This is a genomic window from Pseudoalteromonas sp. FUC4 (genome assembly GCF_008370255.1).
Classification (GTDB): Bacteria; Pseudomonadota; Gammaproteobacteria; order Enterobacterales; family Alteromonadaceae; genus Pseudoalteromonas.
Window position 1 is genome coordinate 73,233 of the sequence record NZ_SEUI01000005.1, and the last position, 26,049, is coordinate 99,281.

Sequence of the window (26,049 nt, forward strand, 5' to 3'; positions counted from 1 at the left end):
GCAGATTGGTATAAGAAGAGCAAAGCAATCATACGCTATACATTTTAATCGGGAGAAGAGCTAAGAATGCGCCCTAATTAAAATAGAACTTTAAAAGCGATAAGTTAAGCTAACTTTACCGCTAATAGGAGAGCCATAAAAACCAACATTGGCTAAGCTAGTAATATGTTTTTCATCTGTGATGTTATCAATGTTAGCTTGAATTGATAAGTCTTCGCTAGCATTCCATCGAGCAAATGCATTCATAAGTAAATAAGAATCCTGCTTAACGTTACTGGCTAAATTCGCGGTTTTCGATTGCCATTTACCCGCTAAACCAACCTGAAACTCAGGTAGTTGGGGGAGCGTATAATCCAATGAAAAATTAACAACATTTTCAGGTTCCCATTCGTGAGAGCTATCGCCTGCGTCATCATTAATATCTAGGTATGTATAAGCAAATACAGCGTTAAGATTATCAGTTATATGTCCGGTTAATTCTAATTCAAAGCCCTGAGTATCTTGATCTGCTCCTTTATAGTAAGTAAACCCAGATGCATTTAGACCAGCATAAGTTGCAATATTATCTTGTTTGGCACTAAATACTGCAAAGGTTGCAAGTAGGCGATCATCAAGCCATTGAGTTTTAACACCTACTTCGTAATTAACACCTTTACTTGGATCTAAAAAGTTACCGTCGTAATCGTATTGCTCTTGTGGTTGATAAATATCGGAGTAGCTTACATATACATTGATATCATCATTAATTGCATACGTTGTTGCAAGGTAAGGGCTTACCTCACTTTCATCATTATCTATATCAACGCCTTGACTAAAACCTGTGCGCTCATAATCGATAGCGTTAAAGCCTGCAATAACAAATAGGTCACTTGTTAGATTTAATTTAGTTGAACCAAAAAAACGCTTCAAAGTAACATCAATATCAGCATATTTAGTTTGCTCGCCCCAAATTGGTTCAGCGATCGCATCTAAAGCATATGGAAAAGCAGGAGCTAAACCATAAGCTTCTGTCGTTGCATCATCGTAAGAGTTAGTAAAAGAGTAGGATGTGCTTTGTGAAATACTTCCACCAAGCATTAACTCATGCTCTTGACCAAACAAGCTGTATTCACCCTTAGCCGTTATATCAAACAAATCAGCTGAGAACTCTGTATCATATCGTCCAGGAAGACTGGCTAAACCTAAATTAGTTTCACTATCAAACATTCCATAAGGGTCATAAAGATAAAGTAATTTGCTTTGATCTTCTGAGTCTTGGTAATTATAAGTTGTTTTAATTTCCCAATTATTATCGAATACATAAGTATATTCAATAAAAGCTGTGGTATTAAGCGTATCCCATTTAGTCCACTCTTGAGTAGTACTAGTACCTACATCCCACTCTGCTTGTGTACCATCGGCATATGAAAGTGGTAATCCTCCCCACATGGTTCCATCTGTATTGGCATCTTGATGTGAAGCACCAAATGAAAGTGTTGAATTACCAGTAAGTTGTCCATCAACTACAGCAGAGAAGTAAGTACGATCGTTTTCTAAACCATCAAGGTATGAATCAGAGCCTTCTGCAGCACCAACAACACGTGCAGCCCAGCTACCAGAATCTGTTAATAAAAATGAATAATCAGCTTGTAAGCGCTTTAAACCATAAGTACCTACAGAAATGCTTACTTCACCTTCATTCTCATTTGTCGGACGCTTTCGAACATAGTTAATTGTACCCGCAGCATTACCAACGCCTGTTAATTGCCCATTAGCACCACGAATAACTTCTATTTTTTCATAACCATAACTTTCCATTGCACCTGTAACAAGGCCCCAGTTATTAGGCAGTCCAACTCCATCAACTTGTGTGCTTTTAATATCAAAACCACGTGATGTATATCGTGTACGGTTAGTTTCACCTTGTTCTACAGTAATACCCGTTGCCATTTTCATTGCGTCATTAATACTGTTTGCTGCAAAGTTTTGAAGTTGCTCTGCGCCTATTACACTAATAGATTGTGGTGTTTCGTTAAGTTCCATAGTTAAACCAGTAGCACCTTGGCTAACTCGGTCTTGACGTACACCAACTATTAATATTTCTTCCATTGTTTCGTTGTTATTTTCAACTGTATTTTTGGTTGATGTTTCTTGTGCTTGAGCTGAAAAGCCCATGGCTAAAACTAATGAAGAAAGTGCAAAAGTGCGATTGAGTTTCATGTTTTCCCTTAATTAATATTTAATATTATTTGTGTTTATTTAAATAATTGGGACATTCTACTATTTAGAATCAACAAACTCAAACAAAAACTATTATCATTTGTAAACGCGTTAACGCTGCTTTAGGGGAAATTACTTAGTCTGTAAATAATATTATGATTAGGATAAACGATACGGCTTATAAAAATATGGTTGTTTTTTTAACTTAAATTGAATTATAAAAAAAGCGGCCTAGGCCGCTTTATAAATTAATTAGGTTTTACTATTAAAAAGAGTACTTAACAGAAAACTGTAAGCGGTCTAAATCTCCATCAACGCCGCTTTCAGTTTCACGCTCAGCATGCTTTAGCTCAGCACCAAAAGTTAGGCGTTTAACCGGTGAGTATAGAATATTTGCGCTGTAGCTTTGGCTCGATTCTGTCGGATCGCCAGAAATAGCTAATAAATCAGTGTTGTTATCAGCGCTAAAGAATGAGTATAAGAACGTTGAGCGCCATTTGCTTGTCCATTTGTGCTGGTAAGCAACAAAACCAGAAGTTGAATCAATCGCATCTAGTTCATCGCCATTAAGTACTGCGCCATGTGCAACGTTTAAGCCTACGTAACGGCCTAAGCCTTTACCTTGAGTAAGCATAAATTTAAGGTTGTCTTCTCCAAGGTTTATTTTACCTGAAGCACTTACACCAAATGATGTTTCATCAGCATCAACACCGCCGACCTTGTAAGTAAGTTGACGTGCCAGCGCTGCAACAACAACATTACCCCAATCTGCTTTGTGAGTATAACGAGCTGTAAAATCAGGTAATGATGCATCATCAGTGACTACCATACCGCTAGTCGTAGAAATTGTACTTTCTGGGTTTTCTAATGAGAAAGACCATGCGCCAGTTGTATATTTAATTTGCGATTGACGCACAAACACAGTGCCCTCAGCTGGACCTACAAAATCAAGTGTTTCAGCAAGTGCGCCTACATTTTGGAAGTTAGACCATGTTTGACCAAATAACCAACCATCGTAAGTAACAAACGCGTGGCGAATACGTGGTGCATAAGAGTTTGACACTCGCTCATTACCACCAGTTGCAGAGGCTAAAAAGTCAATTTCAATTTTAGTTTTTACGGTCTTGCCGTTATCCATTAACGTTGAAGTACCAAAGTTAAAGCGTGACTCACGAGCATGCATATCAAATACAGCATCTGAGCTGTTATCATCGCCCACTGTTAGCGTACTTGGTACGTAAAAGTCACGACCTACGTTTGAGCCTGCAGGCGCACCCGCTGAATAATCACTCCACATAGAGTCGAGTTTAATGTATCCACCGTAAGTAAATTCCGTATCACCAATTTTTGCGGCAGTCGCTGCATAAGCAGTGCTTGATAATGCACATAATACAGCGCTTGCTGCTAATGTTTTTAATGGGGTAAATTTCATTGTGGTGTCCTTTATAGGCTACTTGTTGTTTGTTGCTTTTTTTTTCATGTAAGGCTGTATTACTTGCTACGAGTATTACTTACGAATAAAAAAGGGTGTTAGTTTCGCTTTTCAATACACATATTGTTTTCATTCGTTAAATAAAGCTTTAGCACGTAATACCGCAAATATCTTTATTAAAGTACACAAACACTTTTGAATATGTGCAATATTTACTCAATTACCTATTGGTCTATAAGACTAAGGTTTTAGAGTTGATTAGTTTGCATTTACTTACATTTAACGCGTTGTATTATTTATGTAAAAAAATTGAAAGCAGGTGGATTATAAACTACAAATGAGTAAATTGGAGTAGAGTACAACTAAGGTCTAATACTTAATAAAGTACTGCTGAGTAATCCTTGATAAAAGCTTAAGGCAAGTAATTTAAATGGAGACGAAGATGTCACAAAGTATCTATTCAGTTCCTGCGCATATTAAAGATGCGACTCTCATTGATAAAAATAAATATAATACGCTTTATAAGCAATCTGTTGATGACCCTGAAAGTTTTTGGGGTGAGCATGGCAAACGCCTCGATTGGTCTACTCCTTACACTAAAGTTAAAAATACCTCTTTTGATAAAGGCCACATCAGCATTAAATGGTATGAAGATGGCTATTTAAATGCGTCTTACAACTGTATTGACCGCCACTTAAAAACGAAAGCAGACAAAGTTGCGCTTATTTGGGAAGGTGATGATCCTTCTCAAAGTGAGAACATTACTTATCAGAAACTTCATGATGAAGTGGCTAAATTTGCCAATGGTTTAAAAAAACTGGGTGTACAAAAAGGTGACCGCGTAGCTATTTATATGCCAATGACTCCACAAGCGGTGTATGCAATGCAAGCTTGTGCACGTATTGGTGCTATTCATTCTGTTGTATTTGGCGGTTTTTCACCATCGGCTATTGCTGATCGTATTAGAGATTCTGGCGCTAAGGTTGTTATTACTTCTGATGAAGGACGCAGAGCAGGAAATTGTGTTCCATTAAAAGCAAATGTAGATGAAGCGGTATCGCAAGAAACTGTAACCACAATTGAGCACGTTATTGTACATCAATTAACGGGCGGTGAAGTTGATTGGAATGACCATGATATTTGGTGGCACGAGCTAGTTGCTGACTTACCAGCAAAGTGTGAACCTGAGCCTATGAACGCTGAAGATCCTTTATTTATACTGTATACATCAGGTTCTACGGGTCAGCCTAAAGGTGTTGTACATACCACAGGTGGCTACTTAGTTTACTCATCAATGACACATGAGTACGTATTTGATTTAAAAGAAGACGATGTGTATTGGTGTAGTGCCGATGTAGGTTGGATCACAGGACACAGTTATATTGCGTACGGGCCATTAGTAAACGGATGTACTCAAGTTTTATTTGAAGGTGTACCCACTTATCCAACTGCAGGGCGTATGGGCGAAGTAGTTGATAAACACGGTGTGACTATTTTATATACCGCCCCTACAGCAATTAGAGCACTAATGGCTAAAGGTGATGAGCCTACAGCTTCGTCACATCGCGATAGCTTACGTATTTTAGGTTCAGTAGGTGAGCCAATAAATCCAGAAGCGTGGACGTGGTATTACGAGAGTATTGGTAAATCTAATTGCCCGATTGTTGATACGTGGTGGCAAACAGAAACCGGTGGCATTATGATCACACCACTTCCGGGTGCTACTGATACAAAACCAGGCTCTGCAACACATCCATTTTTTGGTATTGCGCCTGCATTATTTGATGCTGAAGGTAATACACTCGAAGGTGCCGTAGATGGTAATTTAGTTATTTTAGATAGTTGGCCATCGCAAGCGAGAACTGTTTATGGCGACCATGAACGTTTTGAACAAACTTATTTTAGCGCCTACCCAGGAGTTTACTTTACAGGTGATGGTTGTCGTCGTGATGAAGATGGTTATTACTGGATCACAGGTCGAGTAGACGACGTACTTAATGTTTCGGGACATCGATTAGGCACCGCTGAGATAGAAAGCGCGCTAGTTGCGCACGAAGCAGTAGCAGAAGCGGCAGTAGTGGGTTACCCGCATGATATTAAAGGCCAAGGTATTTATGTTTACATTACGCCTAACGAAGGTATAACAGTAAGCGATGAGTTAACTAAAGAGGTACGTAATTGGGTTCGTAAAGAGCTCAGCCCAATCGCTTCTCCAGATATGATTCAATGGTCCCCGGGTTTGCCAAAAACACGTTCAGGCAAGATTATGCGTCGTATTTTACGTAAAATCGCTGCAAATGAGCACCAACAACTCGGTGATACATCAACGCTTGCCGATCCTTCAGTTGTCGATGAACTAATCGAGAACAGATTAAATCGTTAAATGTGCGTTAAAAACTTGATTACAAGTTGATTCTAAACGTAGTATATCGGCTGTCAGTAAAGGTTTTAAACCTAACTGGCAGCCGAATTTATTAGGAGTGAACCATGAGTCAGTTTTTAATAGCGGACGATCATCCGTTATTTCGTGAAGCACTAAAGGGCGCACTGAGCGCAAAATTTGAGGGTTTAGAGGTTTTTGAATCATCCGATTTTGACAGCACACTGCAAGTGTTAAGCGAGCAAGAGGATCTTGATATATTACTGCTAGACCTTCACATGCCAGGTAATGGTGATTTATACGGTCTTATTCGTATTAGAGAAGAATACCCAAGCTTACCTATTGCCGTTGTTTCAGGTAGTGAAGACGTGAATATCGTTTCTAAAGTAATGGGTTATGGCGCTATGGGTTTTATTCCTAAATCATCATCGTCTGATGATATTGCCAGTGCGATTAACCAAATACTTGAAGGCGATACATGGCTACCAAAAGAGCTAAAAAACAAAGTAGCTGAAATTGAAGGTGAAGATAGAGAAATAGCAGCGCAAGTTGCCTCATTAACGCCCCAACAATACCGAGTGCTGCAATATTTGCACGAAGGTTTACTTAATAAGCAAATTGCTTATGAACTACACATATCAGAAGCGACAGTAAAAGCACACATTACAGCCATATTTAGAAAACTCGGCGTGTACAATCGTACTCAAGCCGTTTTAATTGCCGCAAAATTAAAACTAGAACCGATAGAGCAGGCATAATTTATATTTTAAAAGTTACTTGCTTATCTATGAGCAAAAAAATGCCAGCAACAATGCTGGCATTTTTTATATGTAGAATAATTAAGCAGTTGGAATAATGCTAAGAAAACACCACGGTTTTATTACCATTAATAAATAGCTTATGTTCTGAGGCAAGTTGGAGCGCTTTGCTAAATACAGTTTTCTCTACGTCTTTACCCATTTTTGCCATCATTTCTGCAGTATTAGCGTGCGTTACGCTTGTTACGTCTTGAAGAATGATAGGCCCTTCATCCAGCTCATTGTTTACAAAGTGAGCCGTTGCGCCAATAATTTTTACACCGCGCTCAAAAGCCTGGTGATAAGGCTTTGCGCCAATAAAGGCAGGCAAAAATGAATGATGAATATTAATGATTTTATTTTCAAAACGGCCAACAAACTCAGGGCTTAAAATACGCATGTATTTAGCTAAGCCAATAATATCTGGGTTGTAAGAGGCAATAACATCACCTACTTGTTTATCGTGCTCTGCGCGAGTTAAGCCTACATGCGATACAAAATGAAAAGGTACATCAAAACCTTTTGCTAAGGGCTCTAAATCAGGGTAGTTAGCTATTACAGCTAATACTTCAATATTTAATGCTTGCTCAAATTGCTTAAGCAACACAGTGCCTAAACAGTGTGCCTCTTTAGTGGCGAGTAAAACTACTTTTGTTTTAGCGCCATTATGTAAAGTAAGCTGAGCGCCTTTTGGTAATAGTGCTTCTAACTTATCTAAAAAGTCGCTTTGAGGTTCACCAGTTAGTTCTGTACGCATAAAAAAGCGTTTTGCATCTTTATCTACAAATTCGTTATTACGTGTAATGTTTAAATTGTGTTCATGACACAGGCCTGTAATTTTGGCTATTAAGCCTACATCATCGGCACATTGGGTGGTTAGTATATAACTCATTTTCCTCATTCTACCCTGTGGTTTATACGTTATTATTTGGGTTTTAGCGTATAAAGCAAGGGCTTTGTGCACTAATACAGTATTAATCATGTTGTTGAGTATAAAAGAGGTAATAAAGTTAATTGAGGCATAAAAAAATGCCACCTTATTTACAAGGTGGCATTATTTGTAACGTTTACTTAGGCTTTAGGTTCAGGGGATAAGTTTTCTTCTTGTCTTAAATACCCGGCTGCTTCTTCGTCATCTTTAGCTATCGCTTGCTGTGTAGGTATAGCACGCGTTTGCTGGTTTAATTGATGTATTTGCGATGCATTACCTAAATCACGCTCGCTGGTGATTGAGGCGATAGATTCACGGTCTTTCAAAAATGCGATAACGTCTTTTTTGATTGCTTGTAATTGGCCTTCGTCTTTATGCATTTCCATAATATGGCGAGGGTGCTCAAGGTTTTTCATACCCGTTGCTGCAAACGTAGTAGAAATAACACGAGATACAATAATCCAAGGAGTTATGCTACTGCGCACTAACGTATTTTCTGAGCGCGTACTATCATGAATACCCGTACCAGTTGATATTTTAGACTCAGTAAATGTGCCTTCACATTTAAAATATACCAATAGTGATTCAAACTGCATTTCAGCAAAAAATAAATGAGCTGTGTTTGTTAGCAATTGCGCAAATGCTTTAATGAGTATACCAATTAGTAATAAGTGAAAGCTTGTCATTAATAGCTCACTAAATTGAACAACATGTTGGTTATTAAATGCTTGTTCAAAGCTATTAATATTTGCCGCATCAATGTAATGGTAAATATTAATAAACGAATACGCTAAAAATACAGTAAACGCCAACGCAACCATATAAAGTAAGTTACCGCTCACTAAAGAAATTAGTCTTGCTAACGAGAAGTTTTTACCTAAATCCATTGAGTGCAATTTAGGTTGAATTTCTTGAATCATTTCACCTTTAAAACCGCCTTTTCCTTCAATTTGTTCTTGAAGCTTAGGGTCTAATTCTCTATAAACTCTATTCGGCACTTCTTTATAACGACGATTAGCCATTACTAAGTTATCAAGATTTATAAAGATTTCGTCTGGATGAACGGATTCTTGCCAGTTTTCACGTAGCTCTGATACTTCAGCTGAAGGTGTCACTGAATTTAAGCGTGCTTTAATCATAATAAAAGCAAGCGCGCAGCTTAGAGTCGCGAATATAATAATTGCTATTAAGTACATTCCAGCATGAAGGCTCGGCAATTGTTCAAGCCAGCTATCTATTTCTTGTTTACTAATGCGTTGCTCTTTCATTAACCATGACATAGACAGGCCAATAGCGATTGGTAGAATAAAAGATAAAGAAATAATTTTAGCGAGTGTACCAGTGCCAAGTGCTTCAATGTTTTTTTCAGCATTTCTAGAAATAGGTTTACCCGTAGAGCGCCACGAAAAAAGCACGTAAAACATTAATATTGCGCTATATACAGGAAATGCTAATTCGCCAGCTTCACCGGTAAAACCAGATAAAGACACAAATGCCACAAGGCCATAAGCAATAAGGGCAACAAGTGTACTTACCCATGAGCCAAATAAGCGCTGGGCAACATTACGAATCGGATAAGGTAGAAATAATAACTTAGGAATTAAGCTGTGAAGTAAACGTGATAAAAAACCATTAGGTTCTTTGAACGTACTATTTTTACGACCAACCAGCATTTCTTCGAGTGATTGTGCGCTGTAGGCTACTTCTTTTTTCTCTTCTTGGGCAGTTGATGCTTCTGATTTACTGTAGTTATAAGCAAGTGATGTAGGGTGATTTCGACCTACAAAATATTTAAGCGTTGCATAAATACCAGAAGATAATGAGCGAATGCCGAATGCTAAAATAAGCATGCCAAACACCATTAAAATCCATCCAGCTGTTGTATCTTCTTTCACTGAGCCCGCAGCAATAACCAGTAAACTAATACCCGCTATAGACTCAATGAGTCCTCTTAATGCTGTTACTTTACCTTCCAGTTTGAAGGGGTTTTTTAGTCCAAGATCAATCGATCCGTAATCAAAAGCCATTGAATTCTCCATTTAAATAGCACCCCACTTGCGGGGGACAAAGTGTAATTAATCTGAACTTAGGATAATAAATCTATCTCAAGTAGTTATTTTTAGCGCTGAGTCCATCAAGTTTAATCGTAATAGACTCGCTGCTGGCGCGTAAGTTCTACCTACTTTTACAAAAACCTAAATAGAATTATTAATATATTAAGTCGTTATAGTTGTTGTTAGTTTTTATTATATATCAATAATCCTGTTCAGTTTGAGGTTATTTTAAAGTGATACATTTTATATTTAGACGCATGCTTTAAATATAATTGGAGGGTAAATGAAGCTAATTTATGTAGATGATAATTTGCCAGGGATCACTCGTAAACTTAAACATAAAGGTTGGCTTTACTTTGATCCAATCGGTAAGCAAATAAAAGAGCAAAATGTGATTGATCGTTTAAATGGATTGGCATTTCCGCCGGCCTATAAAAACGCCTGGTTTTGCCCAGAAGAAAACGGGCATATTTTAGCGACAGGGTTTGATAGTAAAGGGCGAAAACAATACCGCTATCATCCTGAATTTAGAGCGCAACAAGAGGCTAAAAAATATCAAGCATGTGGAGTGTTTGGTAATAAACTTCCTTTATTAAGAGCACGTTTAGAAACAGATTTACAAGGCGATGAGCTTAATATTGAACGTACTTTAGCGGCAGTTGTAAGGCTTATGGATTTAGGTGCGCTGAGGGTAGGTAATGAACGTAATGTAAAGCAGAATAAAAGTTTTGGTGCTACAACATTACGCACACGCCATGCAAAACTCACGGGTAAAAATATTCAGCTAAAGTATCGGGCTAAATCAGGCAAGGAGCGTGAAGTAAATATAACCGATAGAGTGCTTAGCCATGTAATAAAGGACCTACAAGATTTACCCGGCCAGCATTTATTCCAGTATATAAACGAAGGTGAGCGCACAAATGTTACATCAGGTGAAATAAATCAATACATTCAGCAAATAATGGGTGAGGAGTTTAGTGCAAAACACTTTAGAACTTGGCGAGCAAGCGTTATTGCATTCAAACAATTAGCTAAAGCTAAAGGGGCGCTTACTTTAAAAAGCATGCTTGATAGTGTCTCCGAGCAACTCGGTAATACTCCAGCTATAGCACGCAAATCTTATGTGCATCCCGATTTAATTACGCTGTGTAAAGAAGATGAAGATACTCAAACTACGTGGAGAGAGTCCCTTTCATTACCACGAAAAACGAAGTACTTGAGTCGTTATGAGCGCGGCTTTTTAGCTTTTTTAAACGATTAATTGCCATGGCAACTTTACACACTTGGGCATATTAATTACATATTCACTAATCTAATTTATTTACGTATAAAATACGAGTTTTTAAAAATCATTAAATTTCAAAGGGTTAATCTGAAAATTTAATTTGGCATTACCGTTGCACCTCCAGTGTACTACTTAGTGGTAAGTACATAAGCATTTATCAACGATATTTAGCGAGGAGGTACACAGTGAAGAGGTCATTTTCAAATCAAGCGCTTTCTAAAGCAAAGGGTTTTACATTAAAAACTGCATTGTTTATTGGCATGAGCGGCTTATGCTCAGCACCCACTTTTGCTGCGAATGAGCTTGAGAGTGTAGTACTCGCTAACTCTTCACTAACTACTTACAACTCACAAAAGTACATGCAAGCTGATGACAGCTATTACTTTGACCAATATTCAGCCCAGTTAATTGAGCGCACTGAAAAAGCGATTAATTGGTATCAAGAAATAGTTAACAACGGTGGTTTTACACACTTATATAACGACGAATTGCTTGAACTGGGCAGTAATAATAAGCAGGTGAGCTTACTTGCACAGCGTTTATATCAAGAGCGTGACTTAAAAAGTAATGTATGTGACGAAGCTATATGCACGTTTGATAAAGATATAGAGCAAGCTGTTAAGCAATTTCAAAGCCGCCACGGTTTAAAAGTTGATGGCCGAGTAGGTAAGCGCACCTTTGCAACGCTTAACATTCCCGCAAAAGAAAAACTCGATAAATTAAAACTTAACTTTTATAGAATAACTAACTTTGCTGGCGCAAGTGATGAGCAATATGTGTATGTAAATATTCCTGAGTACAGCTTACGATTTATAAAAACTGGCGATGTAAAATTAAAAAATAACGTAATTGTAGGTAAACCAAATTGGGAAACACCTGCATTCAGCGACGAAATAGAAAAGTTTGTAGTTAACCCTGAGTGGCGTATACCCACTTCAATTGCCACCAAAGAAATTGCTCCAAAGGTAGCCGAGGATCCTGACTATCTTGTAAAAAATAATATTGAAATTAGAAAAAACAGTTACCTAGATTCGCAAACTGTTAATCCTAACAATATTGATTGGGGTTCTATTAAGCCGTACCAATTTGATCACTTTTTAGTAAAACGTGCTGGTGAAGAAAATCCTCTAGGAGAAGTTAAGTATTTATTCCCTAACGCTGAAGCAATTTATGTTCACGATACACCAGCTAAGCAGCGCTTTAGCCAATCAAATCGTGCTTTATCGCATGGCTGTATAAGGATAGAAGAACCCTTTTCGTTAGCGCGTGAGATCATTAAGCACGAAGGAGAGGCACAAACACTCAGTCATATTGATAGCGCACGTGACCAAAATAGTACTCAAACGTTTCATTTAGATGAGCCTCTTCCTATTCATTTAGTCTATTGGACTGCATGGGTTGATGAAAACAAACTGGTTAACTTTAGAGATGATATTTATAAACGTGATAAAAAAGCACTTTTAAACAATAGTAAACAGTCGGTAATTGCTGCTTTGTTAAAAAATAAATAATGAGAGGGGTTATGCAATTTATTCATTATATTTCTATCGCCATATTCACACTTATATTTAGCAACAGTGTATTTGCTGAAGCGCCTGTAAAGGCTGCGCATCAAGTGGTTGATATAAAAAATAAAGCTAACTTTGAAGATGCAGAATTTAGTCTAAAAATTAACGATATAGTTATGCCGTACTCAGTGTTTTCGGTATTCGTAATGCCCCAAGAGCAGGTTGAGTTTGAAGTGCTATTTGCGCAATCAAAAAATTCCTACACGCTAATTAATACCCAAGGGAACTCGAAGCTTACAGACACCAACCGCTGGCAATGGCAAGCTCCCAAAGAGCCTGGTTTAACAACGGTAATTATTGAGTCGCCCGATAAAAAACAGCGTATGAAAATCAACGTTTTTGTAAAAGTACCCGCAAGCTACGTTGAAGGAGGAAAGCTCAAGTATTACCACATTGGCCACTACCCTAAATCTTCACAAATTAAAGACACTTCACACTACATAGTGCCCGATGGCTTTGTTAAGGTGACGCCTGAAAATGAAAACGTAAAAATTTCACCTCACTTTTCACTAAAAGAGTTTGTTAGTAAGCAGCGAAGTAAGCACCCAAAGTATTTATTTTTACAAAATAAGTTGCTACTTAAACTAGAAAAAATACGTAAAGAACTCATTTTAGAAGGTATACCTGTTAGTAACATGGTGGTTATGAGCGGTTATAGAACTCCGTACTACAACAAATCAATTGGCAATGTAAAACTTAGCCGACATGTCTTTGGTGATGCTGCCGATATTTTTATAGATAACGATGGCAACTACCGTATGGATGATATTAATAATGACGGTAAGCATTCAATTGGTGATGCTAAAGCGATGGCCGATATAGTGGAGTCGTTAGCTAGACGTGAATCATTTAAAGGTTTACTAGGTGGTTTGGGTATTTATGGGCCTAAGTCGCACAGAGGCGCATTTATACATGTTGATACGCGTGGTTTTAAAGCGCGTTGGGTGAGTAAATAGTTATATTAATAAATATATTAGCGCAAATATCACCTAGCATATTTAAAAAGTGCTGGTAAAACTCATATTACCAACACTCTTTGAGACAAGCTTATCAAAAGCTAATAGCATTAAGATAACAAGGCCCATGTCATTAAGATGCTAAATGCGTACGATTCGCTAAAGTTAATTTGGCGGACATTAAAAATATCTGAAAATAAACGATTCCAAATTTCGTTAAATAACTTTGATAAAACTAACGTACTAGCGATCCATATCGCTAAAAGTAATGTCGTTTTTACAATCAAAGAGTCAATATACATATCTATAAGGGCATTTGATTCGTGTGTACTTCCTACTTCAAAATTAGTCAATGCAAAAACAAAGCTTATAGCCCATAAGGCTATTGTGGCTAAGATATTAAAACGTGTTGTAATTCCTTTTTCCATTTAAATACTTCCTTTGATAATAAGTTTTTATTACATAGATGTTGTAGTTAATTTAGTCTGTATAGTTCCCATTAAATGCACTACATGCTATTGCAGCATAAACGTTTCGTATTCTAAATCTTCAAACTGTTTTGAAAGCCAAAACAATCCCACTACTGAGGTAATAATAGTTGCTAATGCAAAGCCGTAACCATAAAACTGCGGCCCAAAAGTGATTGATAGCAAAGTTAAAACAACGTTTATTACCAAAAATAGCCCCGCTAAAAACAGGACGGTTGAGCGTTTATCTAAATAAAACAAAATATTTAAAATAGACAAAAATATAACTTGTACACCCACACCAACTACATCAATAAATAAAAGCGTTTTATAGTTTGGATCAATACCAATAAAGGTAAGTATTTGCTCGCCCCATAATAATAAGCAGGCAACGGTAATACCTTGAATTTTAAATATATCGTATAAACCGGCACGTGCAGTTTGGATCATGTTGTCTTTCAATATATAGATCTCCTCAAGAGGTGAGCCTTTACGAATAGCGGTGTAAAAACGGTCGTACTCTTCTACAAAGTCGGTTTCCATTTTTACTAAAAATACTGCCATACCGGGAATAATAGACAAATAGGCTAAAAATATAGGTAAGTCGTAAATTGGGCTAGCTCTTAACGTGCCAATAATTTGAATTGATGTGCTTGGCGAATACCAAAAAATGATTTTATCAGCCCATACACCAATGTTATAAAACAGACCACAAAAGAATAGGCTGTAATACACTTTTTTATTGCTTAAAAAGTCAAAGCTTATAAGTTTTTCACCGGGATAACGGCGAATAATCATAAACAAAAAGCTAAAAAAGAGCAGAGCTTCGCCTGCAAAAAACGCAAAAAATAAGCCATCTAACTGCCAGTCTCTTAATAAGTATGCAAGTAATACCATAAAGGCGTAACCACTTAGCATGGTTATTAAAATTAACCGGTACTCTTTCATACCCGATAGAAAAATAGCGCCAAGCCACTGATTACATAAGCTTACAAAGGCACCTAAAATTATAATCTTAGTAACAACGGGTATAGGGATCATAGGCCAAACCGCTAAGCCGACTAATAGCGCGGCTATTGTTGTTACAAGTTGTGCCCCGAGTAGGTTAGGGAGTACTTTTGCCTCTTCTTTTTGAAAAAGTAAATCGGCAATAAATCGAGTTAATAATAACTGCAAACCCCCCGTTAAAATAAGTGAAGCGGCCATCATGTAGGTAACGAGTGTTAAAAACTGAATGATAAGTACTTTAGGTAATACAATGCCTAAACTTAAAATACCAATGAGCATGAGCGCTACAATAGAAAGCAACCAAGGGCCCGAGCCTATTAAGCCCGCGTAGCCGTATGCTTCAAAAACTGAGAGCAGGGTATTTTTTTTGAGAATTTTTCGTATCTCAAAACCTATTCCGGCCATGCCATTGTATCCTTATAAAGTTTATCGTAACGGGCAAACATGTGGCTCTCGTCATAAAATTTTTGTACGCGGTCTAGGCCGCTTTGTTGATACTCAAGCCAAGTTTGCTCATTTGTTAGCATGTTTGATATTTGCTTTGCTGTTTCGCTCGGAGAAGCTATTGAGACAACTTCACCGGCTTTACCTAACGCCTTATCTTCATCAGTTCCGCCTTCTATTATTTCACGGCAAGAGCCCACATCACTAGCAAGTACAGGAACACCTGCTGCCATGGCTTCTAAAAGCACTAAAGGTTGCGCTTCCGAAATAGAGGTTAAAGCTACAATCCCGAGTTTTGGTAAGATTTTGGTAATATCTTGCATACCTAAAAATTTAACATTATTTTGTAAATCAAGGCTGGCTACAAGTAATTCACATTCATTGTAATATTGTGGATCTTCTTCAAAGGGGCCAATGATCCAGCCTTCTACTTCTGGCAATACCGACTGCGCTTCTTTAATCGCACGTATGAAGGTTTTAATATCTTTTATAGGCACTACGCGTCCAATTAATCCAACAATAGGTGGGATGTGTTTTGGGCGCTGCTCAAGCGCTTCAATAAAACGTACTGTTTTAATGCCGTTAGGAACTACGAATGCTTTTTCTGGTGCGGCACCATCTTTTATTTGGCGTTGCCTATTACCGTCGTATAGCGAAATGATTTTATCGGCTTCTTGATATGTTGTTCGGCCAATTTGCTCAAAAAAGCTGATCCACATTCGGCGAATAAAGCCCATCTCGGTATTTAAGTTTTTACCTAGGGTTTGTTCAGACTCTTTGATCCAACTGGCTTGAATAAGATCTATTTTTCTCTCTTTGGTGTAAATACCATGCTCGGTCAACAAAAAGGGAGTATTACTTATTACACTGGCACCAGATCCTAAAATACCCGCATACCCGGTAGATATTGAGTGAATAAGTTTAACTTTAGGGAGCCCTCGTGCAATTTCGGCTATTTTAAATAACGGTTTATATAAATTGCGGTATGACCAAAAGAAGTCAATAAAAGAGGATTCATCACAAAAAGTTGAATAGTAATTAGTGAGTACTTGCCATGAAGATTCACTATATAAAAAGTCGGCTTCGTTAATGCCATCTTTTTTAGCTAAAGTTTCAAATGCAAACTTTAATAATTCAGTCGGAATTGGCTCGTTACAATCTCTAAAATAATTTTGCAGTTGCTGCCAAAAATCAAAGAGTTCTTTTTTATATTTAACCCCGTGCTTAGCTTTTATTTCAGAAGTGTCATTTTGTACTAAATAATGAACATGCAGCTTGGTAACGTTTTCAGGCAAAGTATATTGAATTTCACCATAATGCTCAGGCGCTCCACCTATAAAAACAAGCTCAAAGTTATAATGAGGTAACCCTTCAATTATTTGATGAACCCAGCTAGATACACCGCCACGCACATAAGGGTAAGTACCTTCTAAAAGCAGTAAAATGTCTGCATTTTTGTTACTCATGCCAATACTCCTGTAAATGACGTAATTCACTGCCCTTAGGTTGTTCTGGGAGTTCTTTTAAGTAGCGTTTACAGTCGTCAAACTTATTCATACAAAAGGCAACTTCGGCTTTATAAGGGAGAACATGACGCCTTGCCATGCCCGACTCAGTTGCTTTGAGTAAATACTCATGGGCTATTTCGTATTTGTTTAAGGCTAAAGATATACGCCCTAAAAATATAAAGGTTGCAGGTGTTTTTACGTGCTCAACACTTTGCTGTGCAAGTGCTTCTGCTTTTTCTAAAACGTATTTTCGAAGCGCACCTTGGGCTAAACCTAAGTAGCTAAGTTCCCAATAAAGTTCGGCTAGTTGTTTTTGTAAATTACTTAACTTTGGTTGCTTAGTCGTAATGGCTATTTCTTGCTGGTACAAACTGATTTTTTCGTTGAGTTTGGCTTCTTTACCATCAAGGGTTGAGTAGGCGAGTAGGCGAATATCATCCTCTAAATCTTTAAGTGCTAGCTTTAAAATAGGAATAGATTGTGAGTCACTCATGTGACGAGCTGCCATTACTGCACTTAAACGTTTATTTGGTTCACTCGCGTGCTTTAAAATAGCTTTTAGCCCGCCCATAGAATAGGTCGGGTTTGCTGATATTGCTTTAGCCTCAAAAGGAAGCTCAGGTATTTTATGCTCTTCAATTTCTATGTCATCGTTTTTGAGAGGTTTACACAGAGCAAATGTAAGCGCTACTACAACGCCAATAATTCCAAGTACAGGTAATGTAAATAATAATAAAAACATGAGCAAAAAAGAGCTATAAGGAGTGGTTTTGTATTTTTTAGGTATAAAAACATAGCTAACAATAGCAAAAAAGATGCTAGCAAAAGCGTGTAATAATATAGCTAAAAACCAGTTAGGTGTTTCCAGTACTTCTATTAGTGCAAAGTACTGACAGATACACCCTAATATAGCTGCTACAATAATTATAATCATGAAAGTGAAACCAATCTCTTTATGTCATCTGAGCTTATAGGCAGAGCGAGTTGCTGTTCAATAACTATATCGATTTCAGCTAAGGTGTTACCTGTACGCTCTTTGCACCAAGTGTTCACTCGGGCAATAAATCCTGCTTTTTCAAGTTCATCAGCCAATGGCATTAATAGCAGTAATATTTGATTTTTATCATCATATAAGTAAATGTCTAAACCACGACGAGCTTCACTTAAATAACTCATAAGTTGAGTTGATTTATCAGTAATATTGTTGGCTTTGATTTTCAGTAACTGCGATGGAATGTTGTATCGTTTGGCTTCTTTATTCGCGCGTTTAATTTGACGAATAAAGTACGGAGATTCCTCATAGGTCATTACTGGATTTGTTATTTCATGGCGCAGCAGGTCGCCAATATGTCCTGCCATTACAGCAAGTAATGTAAGAGTCGTATTTTTGAGCGCAAAAAATTGTATTCTTTCAACCAAAATAACGCCGTAAATAGTATTATTTACGTCGATAAGGGGAATTGCTATATGGTATTTGCTTGTACCCGATGCCGCTTTTTCGTCTTTTACCGATACTAATTCTTTTTCTTCAATCATCGCTAATATAAGAGGATCATCTACAGTTACTTGACTCATGTTGCCGATAGAGGCAAGTGGTGGTTCTAAAACGGTATCGTTTTCAACTTTATATAAACCCGCCCTTTCAAGTGAGCCATACTCAACAAATAAATCGATTATTTTTTGCGCTGCACTATCAAGTCTTCTTTCTTTTAGTCGCCCGATAGTGGTTCTTACTGCTTGTAGTGATTCGCGCAAACTTAAAGTATGGCCCGCTAGCATTTGCTCAATTCTATCGTGAGATGAATTAATTAAATGATATTGACGAGTAAAGGTTTCAAGGCGGTCGGTTACGTATTCGAGCTGAATACTTTGCTGTTGATTAGTACGCTCCCACACATCTCTAAATTCGCCAGTGATCATAATTACAATAATGTAGCCAATCATGGCGTTAATATTAAAGTCGCTTTGCGATGATAAAATATTTGCTTGAAGTAAAAAAAGTTGGCCAACAAGCAAACATAAAATACTAATAAAGCCTTTTGAAAAGCCATAACGTAGAGAAACTAAAAGTGGGCCAAGTACAGGCCACGAGAAACCTCCCTCAGTCCAAAATGGGTCCTCTGCGTTAAATAATACAGGCAGCCCTAAAGCAAGCGCGGTAAATATAAATACCTCAGCCCATATTTGTAGCTCAGGAACGTCTCTTGGTCTAAGGAAATGTGTTTTCACTCACTAACCTCTATATAAGAAATTAAATCGGCAATCACATCTTGTGCTGTTGCTGCAATGCTATCGCGACCCCAACCACTTTTAGCAATAGTTCCCGTCCAAATTGGCGTTGTTTGCCCGTTAACTGTGAGTGATAAGGTCAGTGCTACAACAGGCTCACCATCAAGACCTGCTTTATAGCGCCACTCTTCAATGCTACCTGTTAGTACATAGTCAGCTTGTTGAGTGCTTAACCATTGCATAGCATTGTTTAAACGGTATTGATCGTCCAGTGGTGGAAGCTCTTTAGTGTTTTCGCGAGGAGCGCGTATAAGAGTTGGCAAGTTATTTTGCTGCCAAATACTGGCTAAAATATCTTCAGCACGTTCACCAGCAAGCGGTGTTTGAGCATGATTAACTAGTGGCATAAGTGCCACTGTTTTTGAAGGGCTAAGCTCTACATCATCAGCAACTCTGCTGGTGGTACAAGCAGATAATAGTAATACCAAACACGGTATAATTAAACGAAACATACTCTCTCCTAACATTAAAAATGTACGTAATAACCTAATTGTAATTGTGTATCTGAGTTACCCACTTTATTACTACTTTGGTAACCCAGCTGTAATTTAAATAAATCATCGCCTAGTACAGACCAACCAGCACCACTTGAAACAGATACATCTACTGTATCGTTAAGTGTTTGATAGCCAGTACTTATATCAAATAGCCACGAAGGATTTGCACCTAAATAAGGCGGCTCTAACGAACCTGTTGAAGCAAAAGACGTGCCTAGTGCAAAGCGTCTAAATGGTTGAAGATCAACTATTAGAGGCCTTGTTTCTGTGTTTATTAACGCATTTACACGCTCAAAGTCTTGCCATTGCGCACTAAAGTAAGCGTTCCAAATTGGGCGGTCTTTTAAAATGCTGTACTGATAACGCGCGTTATATTCTTGGCCATTAATGAGTGAGCTACCATCGTTTCTTCGAGAAAATGACATTGCCGCAGCTGAAAGCTGCACATTTTGTCTATTATCAATGTTGTAGTTAACATAGGCCGTGGCTTTATCTAGCTGAGCATAGCTAAGTAGCGCTTCTGATTGGCGGTTTTCAACATTATATTCAAGTTTTAAACCTACCTGAGTACGAGAATCCCATTGATAACGAGAATCAAGACTAAGACCTTGGCGGCTGACTAAGCTGCCTTGGTGGGAGTCAATTTTTGCATCAAAATACCAACGACCAAATGTCATTTTATCTTCTATGGCAAACAGTAACCCGTTGTTATCAAGGTTTTGCTGATTGCTCAAACTTAATTTCCATTGCCCATTAGCATAAGGGAAATAAACATTCACATCATACTGACTGCTATTTAAACCAGCCTCTGGCGATAGGTTAATTTCAAGCGCTCTAAAGTAGGATGAGCGTGCATTTCTAAGTAAACTCAATTGTGATTCGTCAAGCTCACCAGTCAGCTCTTCATACCAGCGCTGCATTGTTGCGTATGGCTGCTTTAAATAGAGTAAGGCGTTGAGCTCATCTAATTTGCTTAGTGAACCTTCGGCTATAAGTTGTTTTGCTTTATTAAACTCGCCATTCGTCATATAAAGTTGTAGTTTTTGCCATGGCTCTAATTTTTGTGCAGCCCTGCGCGCTAACCACCAGTTTGTTTGAGGTTCACCAATAGTGTCGGGCGCAAGTTCTTCCATTGTGTTTAATTGCATTAAATGAGGAACCGCCATCGCGCCCGCCCAGCGAAACATTAAGCCTCTGTATGCATATTTATCTTTAGGTAAGTGTTGCAGTAAATAGTGATTAAGTTCAGCAGCATTTGCATAATAACCAAGTTGTTTCATTACATCGGCTAAGTTAACCAGTGTTGTTAAATCACTTGGCTCTGCAATGGCCAATTTACGCAAATAAAAGTAGGCACTGTTATATGACTTTTCATAAATAGATAAGCTAGCTAAGAGCTGCGTCCACGCATAGGAAGTATCGCTTTGAGAATAGCGCGTTAAAATGCGGCCAATCATTACAGTGTCGTGCATTTGCAGCGCTAACCAACCTTGTGCAAGTACAACATCAGGGTCATATTCACTTAATTTAGCAGCGCGGTTTAGGGTTGTATAAGCTGAATTTAAATCACTTTGATTTTGATACCAATTTGAAAGAATTAACCAAGCAGGGTAGAGGGCTTTATTATAGCGTTGCTTATCAAGTTCAGCGTGAATGCGTGCAACTGATTTAGCGTCATTTACTTGTGTGCTTAATAATGCAATTTGAATCAGTTGACGATCAGTCTGCGATTCACTTTTCCATAAATAATCAAGAAGCTCTTGAGGCCGGCCTTCAAAGCGTAATTGTTGGTAATGTAGCATGTCGCCTACGCTTAAAGGACTTATTTTTTGTAGTTGTTCTAATGCAAACAATTCGTGGGCTTTGTCGTTAACTCGCATAGCCATGTCTACATTGGCGCTCCAAAACTCATCATCAGAACTTTGTTGCTTGCTTTTTAGTACTTGCATAGCACTTGTGAAGTCGTCTTCTAGCCAAAAAGCACGTGCTATCCAAAGTAAGTCCTCTTCACTTTTAGGTCCTTTATATGTAGGCCATAAAGCTCTTAATGCTTTTAAATTACCGGTGTCGTGAAGTACTTTCGCTTTCCAATATTGCGATAAGGCACTCCTACCATTTATTTGTTCAAAACGCTCAATATTATTTAACTCTTGCTTTGTATTACCTATAAATTCATTGGTTTTCATCCAATTAGTAAAACCACTACCTTTCAGCTTTCTATTTTGGGCTTTATATTCGTATATGTCATTGGCATCTTGGTATAAATACAATGCAGTTGCATCGTTAATACTATTAGTAAGCATTGCAGGAGTTACAGCTCTGTTTGACATTAGCCATGTAAACTCTTTGAGCGCTTCTTTAGGCTTATTTTGCCAGCGCTTTACTTTCCAGTTAAGTAAACGTAGTTCTTTGTCATTTGGAGTTTGTAGTAATAACTTGGCGAGTAATTGCTCAGCCCCTTTTGCATTGCCATTGGCTAAACGTAGGTGCATTGCTTTTGTTAAGTAGTCGGTGTTATTTGGCTCGGTCTTTAATAACTTCTCAATTGCTTGAGCCGCGTCCTCTGTGTTGCCAGCTAAGTTAGCTAAATAAAGTGTACGCTCAATGTTGGCTTTATCACCATAGGTTTCCCACCATGCGTAAGCTTGTATCGGATTATTCGCCCCAAGTGCAGTTTCAATTGCTTTGACTGCAATGTCAGCATTTATGTTTGCTTTATAAATATCGAGTGCTTTATTTGGTTCGCCTGCGCTTAACCAGTAATCGGCTGCAATGAGTGGCTGCTTGTTTTTTTGATAATACTGAGCAACTTTTGCGTTTAGCCCAACTGCTTTGGCAATAGCCAGTATTTGTTCGTTCCAGTTTTTATGGACACTTATTTTTAAAGATAACTCTTCAAAGCGATCGTCAACTTTAGCACCGCTTGCTAGCCATAATGAGTAAAGTAGCTTTATTTCAAGAGTTGCTTTACGCTCACCTCTAGGTAGTTTTTCAAGCTCGTTAGTCGCTTGCGAATACTCGCTAAGCTCTATATGTAGCTCAACTAATTTTGCGCGTAGCTTTTCGTTGTTTGGCTCTGTGTTAAGCGCTGCATTAAGGTACGATTTTTCAAAAGTATAATCTTGTGAAAGTGCATCATCTTCAAAAAATAAGGTATGGGGGAATAATGCATATAGTGCAAAACAACTTACAGCTAATATAGCTAATATTGTTTTTATAGAAATTAACTGAGGGCGCTTTTTAGCATTCATTATCGAGCAGCTCCATTACAGTTAAGGTATCCATAAAATTGACCTTTTGGTAGATTAAAGTGCGTTACATTAGAGCGTGTTACCCCTTTAAACTGCTTACCTAAATTAGATACGAATTCGCAAGATTGTGCATTAATTAAATCAAGTGAAGCAGGTACCCACGCTTTAAAGCTGACAGGGCCATTAACTTGCCAGTTATCAATAACTACATTCGCTGATGCTAAATAAGGTTTTTTACTATTTTGGCTGTGATCAAAACTTAGGCGAGCTATGTTACTAATAATATGTATGTAGTCACCTTTTTCAGTAACGCCTGATACACCCTCACTTTGAGCAATGTTTGGCATATCAAAATCAGTAGGAATTCGTAAAGTGCGAATATATTTCGAGCTAAATAACCATTCATTATTACTGTTTTTTGCTAGCGCAGAAAAGTAAAAGTCTTTTGCTACTTTTGCGTAATGGCTCAAATGTACCGGTGTATTTGGTCTTGCTAAAACATAATCTATATTATGTTTGAGGGCATCTAAACCAGCAAGAACCTCACCAGAGTAAAAGTGATAATAAATAGTGTAAGGTTTTAGCCTATATGGTTTTTCTGTTATTTCAAACGTTTCGGTTAAGCGTCTAAAGCCGTAATAAGGACCATGCCATAGGTTTGTATATACGTTTTCATTTAATATGGGGGCGTAAATTTGATACAGCAAATCTCGCTCTGGTCTGCCTATTGGTGATACATGTGTAAGGCTTGGGTTATCGGCATTTACATCAGTATTACCGCCATTAACGTTTAATACGCCTGCATCACGGGCAAGCTCAAGCGCTTTAGGACCGGGAGTTGCATCGCCTGACCACAAAATCATTACTGTTTTTTTATTTTTAGGTGTGAGCTTTTCATCAATGTACTTTATCGAATCGGTGATTTCTTTTTTTAGGCTGATTGTGTTGTAGCCAGGTACATCAAGGTGAAAACCGTAATCAGTGTCATCTTCATTTATTTTTTTTCGCCCAGATAGCGCTGTCCAAAAATAGGGATGACTATAAGTATGCGAAGCAATTTCTACATAAGGTAAATTAAAAATACTACGCGCAATATCTTCAAGTTTGGCGCTTTGTTTAGCGTGAATACCGCCTTCTTCAATGTCAGCTTGGATCACTGATGACGTTAAAGGCAGCTTATAGCGTTTAATTATCTCATCGCGAATTACTTCTGCTGAATAGGGTTTGCCTTCGTAATGGGCAACACTTGTAAATCCATCCCCATCAATATGCAGTGTAAGCATTCGCCTGCCACTTTCAGTGGTTGTATCTGGCACTAATATAGGCGGTAGGCCCATTGCTTGAGTAAGCAATGTACGCGGGTCAATAACCCATTTGCTGCCTTCCATCGGAAATGTGTCAATTAACCAAGGAGCGGCCACGACAGCACCATATTTAGTTTTAGCCGCTTGTACAATACTTACATTATTAGCAGACTTTATTGTTATCAGAGCGGTGGCTTCAGTAACTAACTTAATCATGTATGGTTTAACAATTGGAGGCGGTGTTGTGGACTCCCCTTTAAGCCAAGGTACAAAGATATCTTGTTTGTATGGGCCTTGAGGTAGTATGTTTAACGATTCAATACCTAAGCTTAATAGTAATTTACTTGATTGTGGTAACTCGCCTAAAATGAGTTCTGGTACAAGACCTAAATTAGCTTCAAGCCAATTAGTAAGTGTTGGTGTGTAAAACGCATCGCTTGTGGTCCACGAGATAATACCTGCATGTAAGCTAGGATCAACCAAAGGTAAGTCGCGCTTTGCCATATCTATGTAGTCAGGTATATATCCCAAATACTCAATCATGGTTGCTAGTTTTAAATGTACGGTTGTGTAAATGAGTGGTTTTACATTACTGTTGTACGGAATTAGAATACGCCTTGGTACTGGTGATATGGTTGATGTACCCCATGTTTGCAAGTGCCCATCCGTTACCCAAGGTGTAAAGCCAGCTTGTTTTATTTTTTGTGCCATCGCAAGACGGTTATCAGGCTTTGCATAATCAATTACTTGTACTTTAAAACCTAAGTTTTGTGCTGTTTTTAGTTGTGCACTTAGCCAAGCTTGATCGTTCTTGGTGGTTAGTTTGTAGCTATCATTAGTCGGGTTATAATGGCTATATAAACCTTCCGCAACTAAGTCATTGGCTAATTCGGACAGTTTAGGTAATAACTCAAAGCCGCGGTTAAGAATAAGATGCTTATTAAACTTACCAGAGAGATTTTTTATAATTGCAACTAAGCCATCTTGCTGATCTGATTTACTGTGCTTGTCATCTAAAAGTTGATAGCTGTCTAGCGTATCTAAAAATAAACCACTGAAACCACGCGCTTTTAAAGTAGCTGCGCGATCTTGCATTTGTTGTTGCCAATGCGTAGATGTTAAATCGGCAATGTGACTATTCCAGTTAGGGTTAACTGAAAGTGAAGACTCACTTTTATTAAACGATTCACCTACACTTAAATAAGCATAAACAGCTATGTTACGCTGTTTGAACCAATTAAGTTCGTGCTCAGTCACAAGGTCAGGCTGGACGACAACACGAGAGTAAAAAGTCATTTCGGCTAATGGCATCGGCGCTGAGTAGTAAAAAGCGATACTATTGTTTACAGGCGTTGAGAATGCATGAGTAGACACTAAAAGTGCAAGGTATAAAATATATTTCATTAATAATTCATTTTCATTAGATTATAGCTGTAACTCAAAGTGACGTATTCCGATTTAATGCTAGTTATTTGGTGTTAGTAATATAGGGTTGTTATATGTTAATAAAACGTTTATGTGTATATTCATTATTTATATGAACCTAAAATCTATACTAACATGGGTAATGCGCAAACTCATTACATAGGGATTAATTAGCCGCTTTAATACGCCATCAAATTAAGTTTAGATCAATCCTGTCATTAGAATTTTAAATCTATTATGAGAGGGTGGGAAAT

The 26,049-nt window shown here is 37.9% G+C and carries 17 protein-coding genes; 5 read left to right on the forward strand and 12 right to left on the reverse strand.

Translation table 11 applies throughout. The features are described 5' to 3' along the window. Window positions 1–90 precede the first annotated feature (90 nt). Together EU510_RS14970 and EU510_RS14975 are read right to left on the reverse strand one after the other, a co-directional pair. Window positions 91–2,199, reverse strand: a complete 2,109-nt coding sequence (locus tag EU510_RS14970) for a TonB-dependent siderophore receptor (protein ID WP_149594151.1) — start codon at window positions 2,197–2,199, stop codon at window positions 91–93. 265 nt (window positions 2,200–2,464) lie between these two features. Beyond that, on the reverse strand, window positions 2,465–3,631 hold the full coding sequence (locus tag EU510_RS14975; protein WP_149594152.1) for a DcaP family trimeric outer membrane transporter: 1,167 nt from the start codon (window positions 3,629–3,631) through the stop codon (window positions 2,465–2,467). Window positions 3,632–4,073: 442 nt separating this feature from the next. On the opposite strand from EU510_RS14975, the gene acs reads away from it, so the two are divergent. Both acs and EU510_RS14985 read left to right on the forward strand, forming a co-directional pair. After that, window positions 4,074–6,014 (forward strand): acetate--CoA ligase, encoded by a 1,941-nt coding sequence (gene acs / locus EU510_RS14980; protein WP_149594153.1) that lies wholly within the window; start codon window positions 4,074–4,076, stop codon window positions 6,012–6,014. Between the two features lie 104 nt (window positions 6,015–6,118). Continuing rightward, the gene (locus EU510_RS14985) at window positions 6,119–6,769 is read left to right on the forward strand and encodes a response regulator transcription factor (RefSeq protein ID WP_002958948.1); all 651 of its coding nucleotides are present in this window, start codon (window positions 6,119–6,121) and stop codon (window positions 6,767–6,769) included. A gap of 100 nt (window positions 6,770–6,869) precedes the next feature. Here the strand turns inward: EU510_RS14985 and purU are convergent, their stop codons facing one another. Beyond that, window positions 6,870–7,700 carry a formyltetrahydrofolate deformylase gene (purU, locus tag EU510_RS14990; protein ID WP_149594154.1) on the reverse strand — a complete coding sequence of 277 codons (831 nt, stop codon included), beginning with the start codon at window positions 7,698–7,700 and terminating at the stop codon, window positions 6,870–6,872. Window positions 7,701–7,879: 179 nt separating this feature from the next. After that, window positions 7,880–9,766, reverse strand: a complete 1,887-nt coding sequence (locus tag EU510_RS14995; RefSeq protein WP_149594155.1) for a hypothetical protein — start codon at window positions 9,764–9,766, stop codon at window positions 7,880–7,882. 310 nt (window positions 9,767–10,076) lie between these two features. On the opposite strand from EU510_RS14995, the gene EU510_RS15000 reads away from it, so the two are divergent. The 3 genes from EU510_RS15000 (at window position 10,077) to EU510_RS15010 (ending at window position 13,602) form a co-directional block, all read left to right on the forward strand. Further along, a complete protein-coding gene (locus EU510_RS15000; protein WP_149594156.1) occupies window positions 10,077–11,054 on the forward strand; it encodes a DNA topoisomerase IB in 978 nt (325 codons plus the stop codon). Window positions 11,055–11,263: 209 nt separating this feature from the next. Then, window positions 11,264–12,589: a murein L,D-transpeptidase gene (locus EU510_RS15005; RefSeq protein ID WP_149594157.1), complete on the forward strand. Its 1,326-nt coding sequence runs from the start codon at window positions 11,264–11,266 to the stop codon at window positions 12,587–12,589. An 11-nt stretch (window positions 12,590–12,600) separates the two neighbouring features. After that, complete coding sequence (locus tag EU510_RS15010; protein WP_149594158.1) at window positions 12,601–13,602, forward strand: D-Ala-D-Ala carboxypeptidase family metallohydrolase; 1,002 nt, start codon at window positions 12,601–12,603, stop codon at window positions 13,600–13,602. Window positions 13,603–13,712: 110 nt separating this feature from the next. Here the strand turns inward: EU510_RS15010 and EU510_RS15015 are convergent, their stop codons facing one another. The 8 genes from EU510_RS15015 to EU510_RS15050 form a co-directional block, all read right to left on the reverse strand. Further along, complete coding sequence (locus tag EU510_RS15015) at window positions 13,713–14,030, reverse strand: hypothetical protein (RefSeq protein WP_149594159.1); 318 nt, start codon at window positions 14,028–14,030, stop codon at window positions 13,713–13,715. An 87-nt stretch (window positions 14,031–14,117) separates the two neighbouring features. Then, window positions 14,118–15,482 carry an exopolysaccharide Pel transporter PelG gene (pelG, locus tag EU510_RS15020; RefSeq protein WP_149594160.1) on the reverse strand — a complete coding sequence of 455 codons (1,365 nt, stop codon included), beginning with the start codon at window positions 15,480–15,482 and terminating at the stop codon, window positions 14,118–14,120. Continuing rightward, window positions 15,470–16,987 carry a GT4 family glycosyltransferase PelF gene (gene pelF / locus EU510_RS15025; protein ID WP_149594161.1) on the reverse strand — a complete coding sequence of 506 codons (1,518 nt, stop codon included), beginning with the start codon at window positions 16,985–16,987 and terminating at the stop codon, window positions 15,470–15,472. The genes pelG and pelF overlap by 13 nt, the downstream gene beginning before the upstream one ends. Next, window positions 16,980–17,963 (reverse strand): HEAT repeat domain-containing protein, encoded by a 984-nt coding sequence (locus EU510_RS15030; RefSeq protein WP_149594162.1) that lies wholly within the window; start codon window positions 17,961–17,963, stop codon window positions 16,980–16,982. Before EU510_RS15030 ends, pelF begins: the two co-directional genes overlap by 8 nt. Further along, window positions 17,960–19,258 (reverse strand): PelD GGDEF domain-containing protein, encoded by a 1,299-nt coding sequence (locus EU510_RS15035; RefSeq protein ID WP_149594163.1) that lies wholly within the window; start codon window positions 19,256–19,258, stop codon window positions 17,960–17,962. The genes EU510_RS15030 and EU510_RS15035 overlap by 4 nt, the downstream gene beginning before the upstream one ends. After that, window positions 19,255–19,770, reverse strand: a complete 516-nt coding sequence (locus EU510_RS15040; protein ID WP_149594164.1) for a protein PelC — start codon at window positions 19,768–19,770, stop codon at window positions 19,255–19,257. Before EU510_RS15040 ends, EU510_RS15035 begins: the two co-directional genes overlap by 4 nt. Window positions 19,771–19,784: 14 nt before the next feature. Then, the gene (locus EU510_RS15045; RefSeq protein ID WP_149594165.1) at window positions 19,785–23,066 is read right to left on the reverse strand and encodes a tetratricopeptide repeat protein; all 3,282 of its coding nucleotides are present in this window, start codon (window positions 23,064–23,066) and stop codon (window positions 19,785–19,787) included. Beyond that, window positions 23,066–25,774 carry an endo alpha-1,4 polygalactosaminidase gene (locus EU510_RS15050; protein ID WP_149594166.1) on the reverse strand — a complete coding sequence of 903 codons (2,709 nt, stop codon included), beginning with the start codon at window positions 25,772–25,774 and terminating at the stop codon, window positions 23,066–23,068. The genes EU510_RS15045 and EU510_RS15050 overlap by 1 nt, the downstream gene beginning before the upstream one ends. Between the last annotated feature and the right edge of the window lie 275 nt (window positions 25,775–26,049).

Bases quoted from the DNA above. Each gene is read 5' to 3' on its own strand.
- EU510_RS14970 (WP_149594151.1), bottom strand. From the start codon at position 2,199: ATGAAACTCAATCGCACTTTTGCACTTTCTTCATTAGTTTTAGCCATG.
- EU510_RS14975 (WP_149594152.1), bottom strand. From the start codon at position 3,631: ATGAAATTTACCCCATTAAAAACATTAGCAGCAAGCGCTGTATTATGT.
- acs (WP_149594153.1), top strand. From the start codon at position 4,074: ATGTCACAAAGTATCTATTCAGTTCCTGCGCATATTAAAGATGCGACT.
- EU510_RS14985 (WP_002958948.1), top strand. From the start codon at position 6,119: ATGAGTCAGTTTTTAATAGCGGACGATCATCCGTTATTTCGTGAAGCA.
- purU (WP_149594154.1), bottom strand. From the start codon at position 7,700: ATGAGTTATATACTAACCACCCAATGTGCCGATGATGTAGGCTTAATA.
- EU510_RS14995 (WP_149594155.1), bottom strand. From the start codon at position 9,766: ATGGCTTTTGATTACGGATCGATTGATCTTGGACTAAAAAACCCCTTC.
- EU510_RS15000 (WP_149594156.1), top strand. From the start codon at position 10,077: ATGAAGCTAATTTATGTAGATGATAATTTGCCAGGGATCACTCGTAAA.
- EU510_RS15010 (WP_149594158.1), top strand. From the start codon at position 12,601: ATGCAATTTATTCATTATATTTCTATCGCCATATTCACACTTATATTT.
- EU510_RS15015 (WP_149594159.1), bottom strand. From the start codon at position 14,030: ATGGAAAAAGGAATTACAACACGTTTTAATATCTTAGCCACAATAGCC.
- pelG (WP_149594160.1), bottom strand. From the start codon at position 15,482: ATGGCCGGAATAGGTTTTGAGATACGAAAAATTCTCAAAAAAAATACC.
- pelF (WP_149594161.1), bottom strand. From the start codon at position 16,987: ATGAGTAACAAAAATGCAGACATTTTACTGCTTTTAGAAGGTACTTAC.
- EU510_RS15030 (WP_149594162.1), bottom strand. From the start codon at position 17,963: ATGATTATAATTATTGTAGCAGCTATATTAGGGTGTATCTGTCAGTAC.
- EU510_RS15040 (WP_149594164.1), bottom strand. From the start codon at position 19,770: ATGTTTCGTTTAATTATACCGTGTTTGGTATTACTATTATCTGCTTGT.
- EU510_RS15045 (WP_149594165.1), bottom strand. From the start codon at position 23,066: ATGAATGCTAAAAAGCGCCCTCAGTTAATTTCTATAAAAACAATATTA.
- EU510_RS15050 (WP_149594166.1), bottom strand. From the start codon at position 25,774: ATGAAATATATTTTATACCTTGCACTTTTAGTGTCTACTCATGCATTC.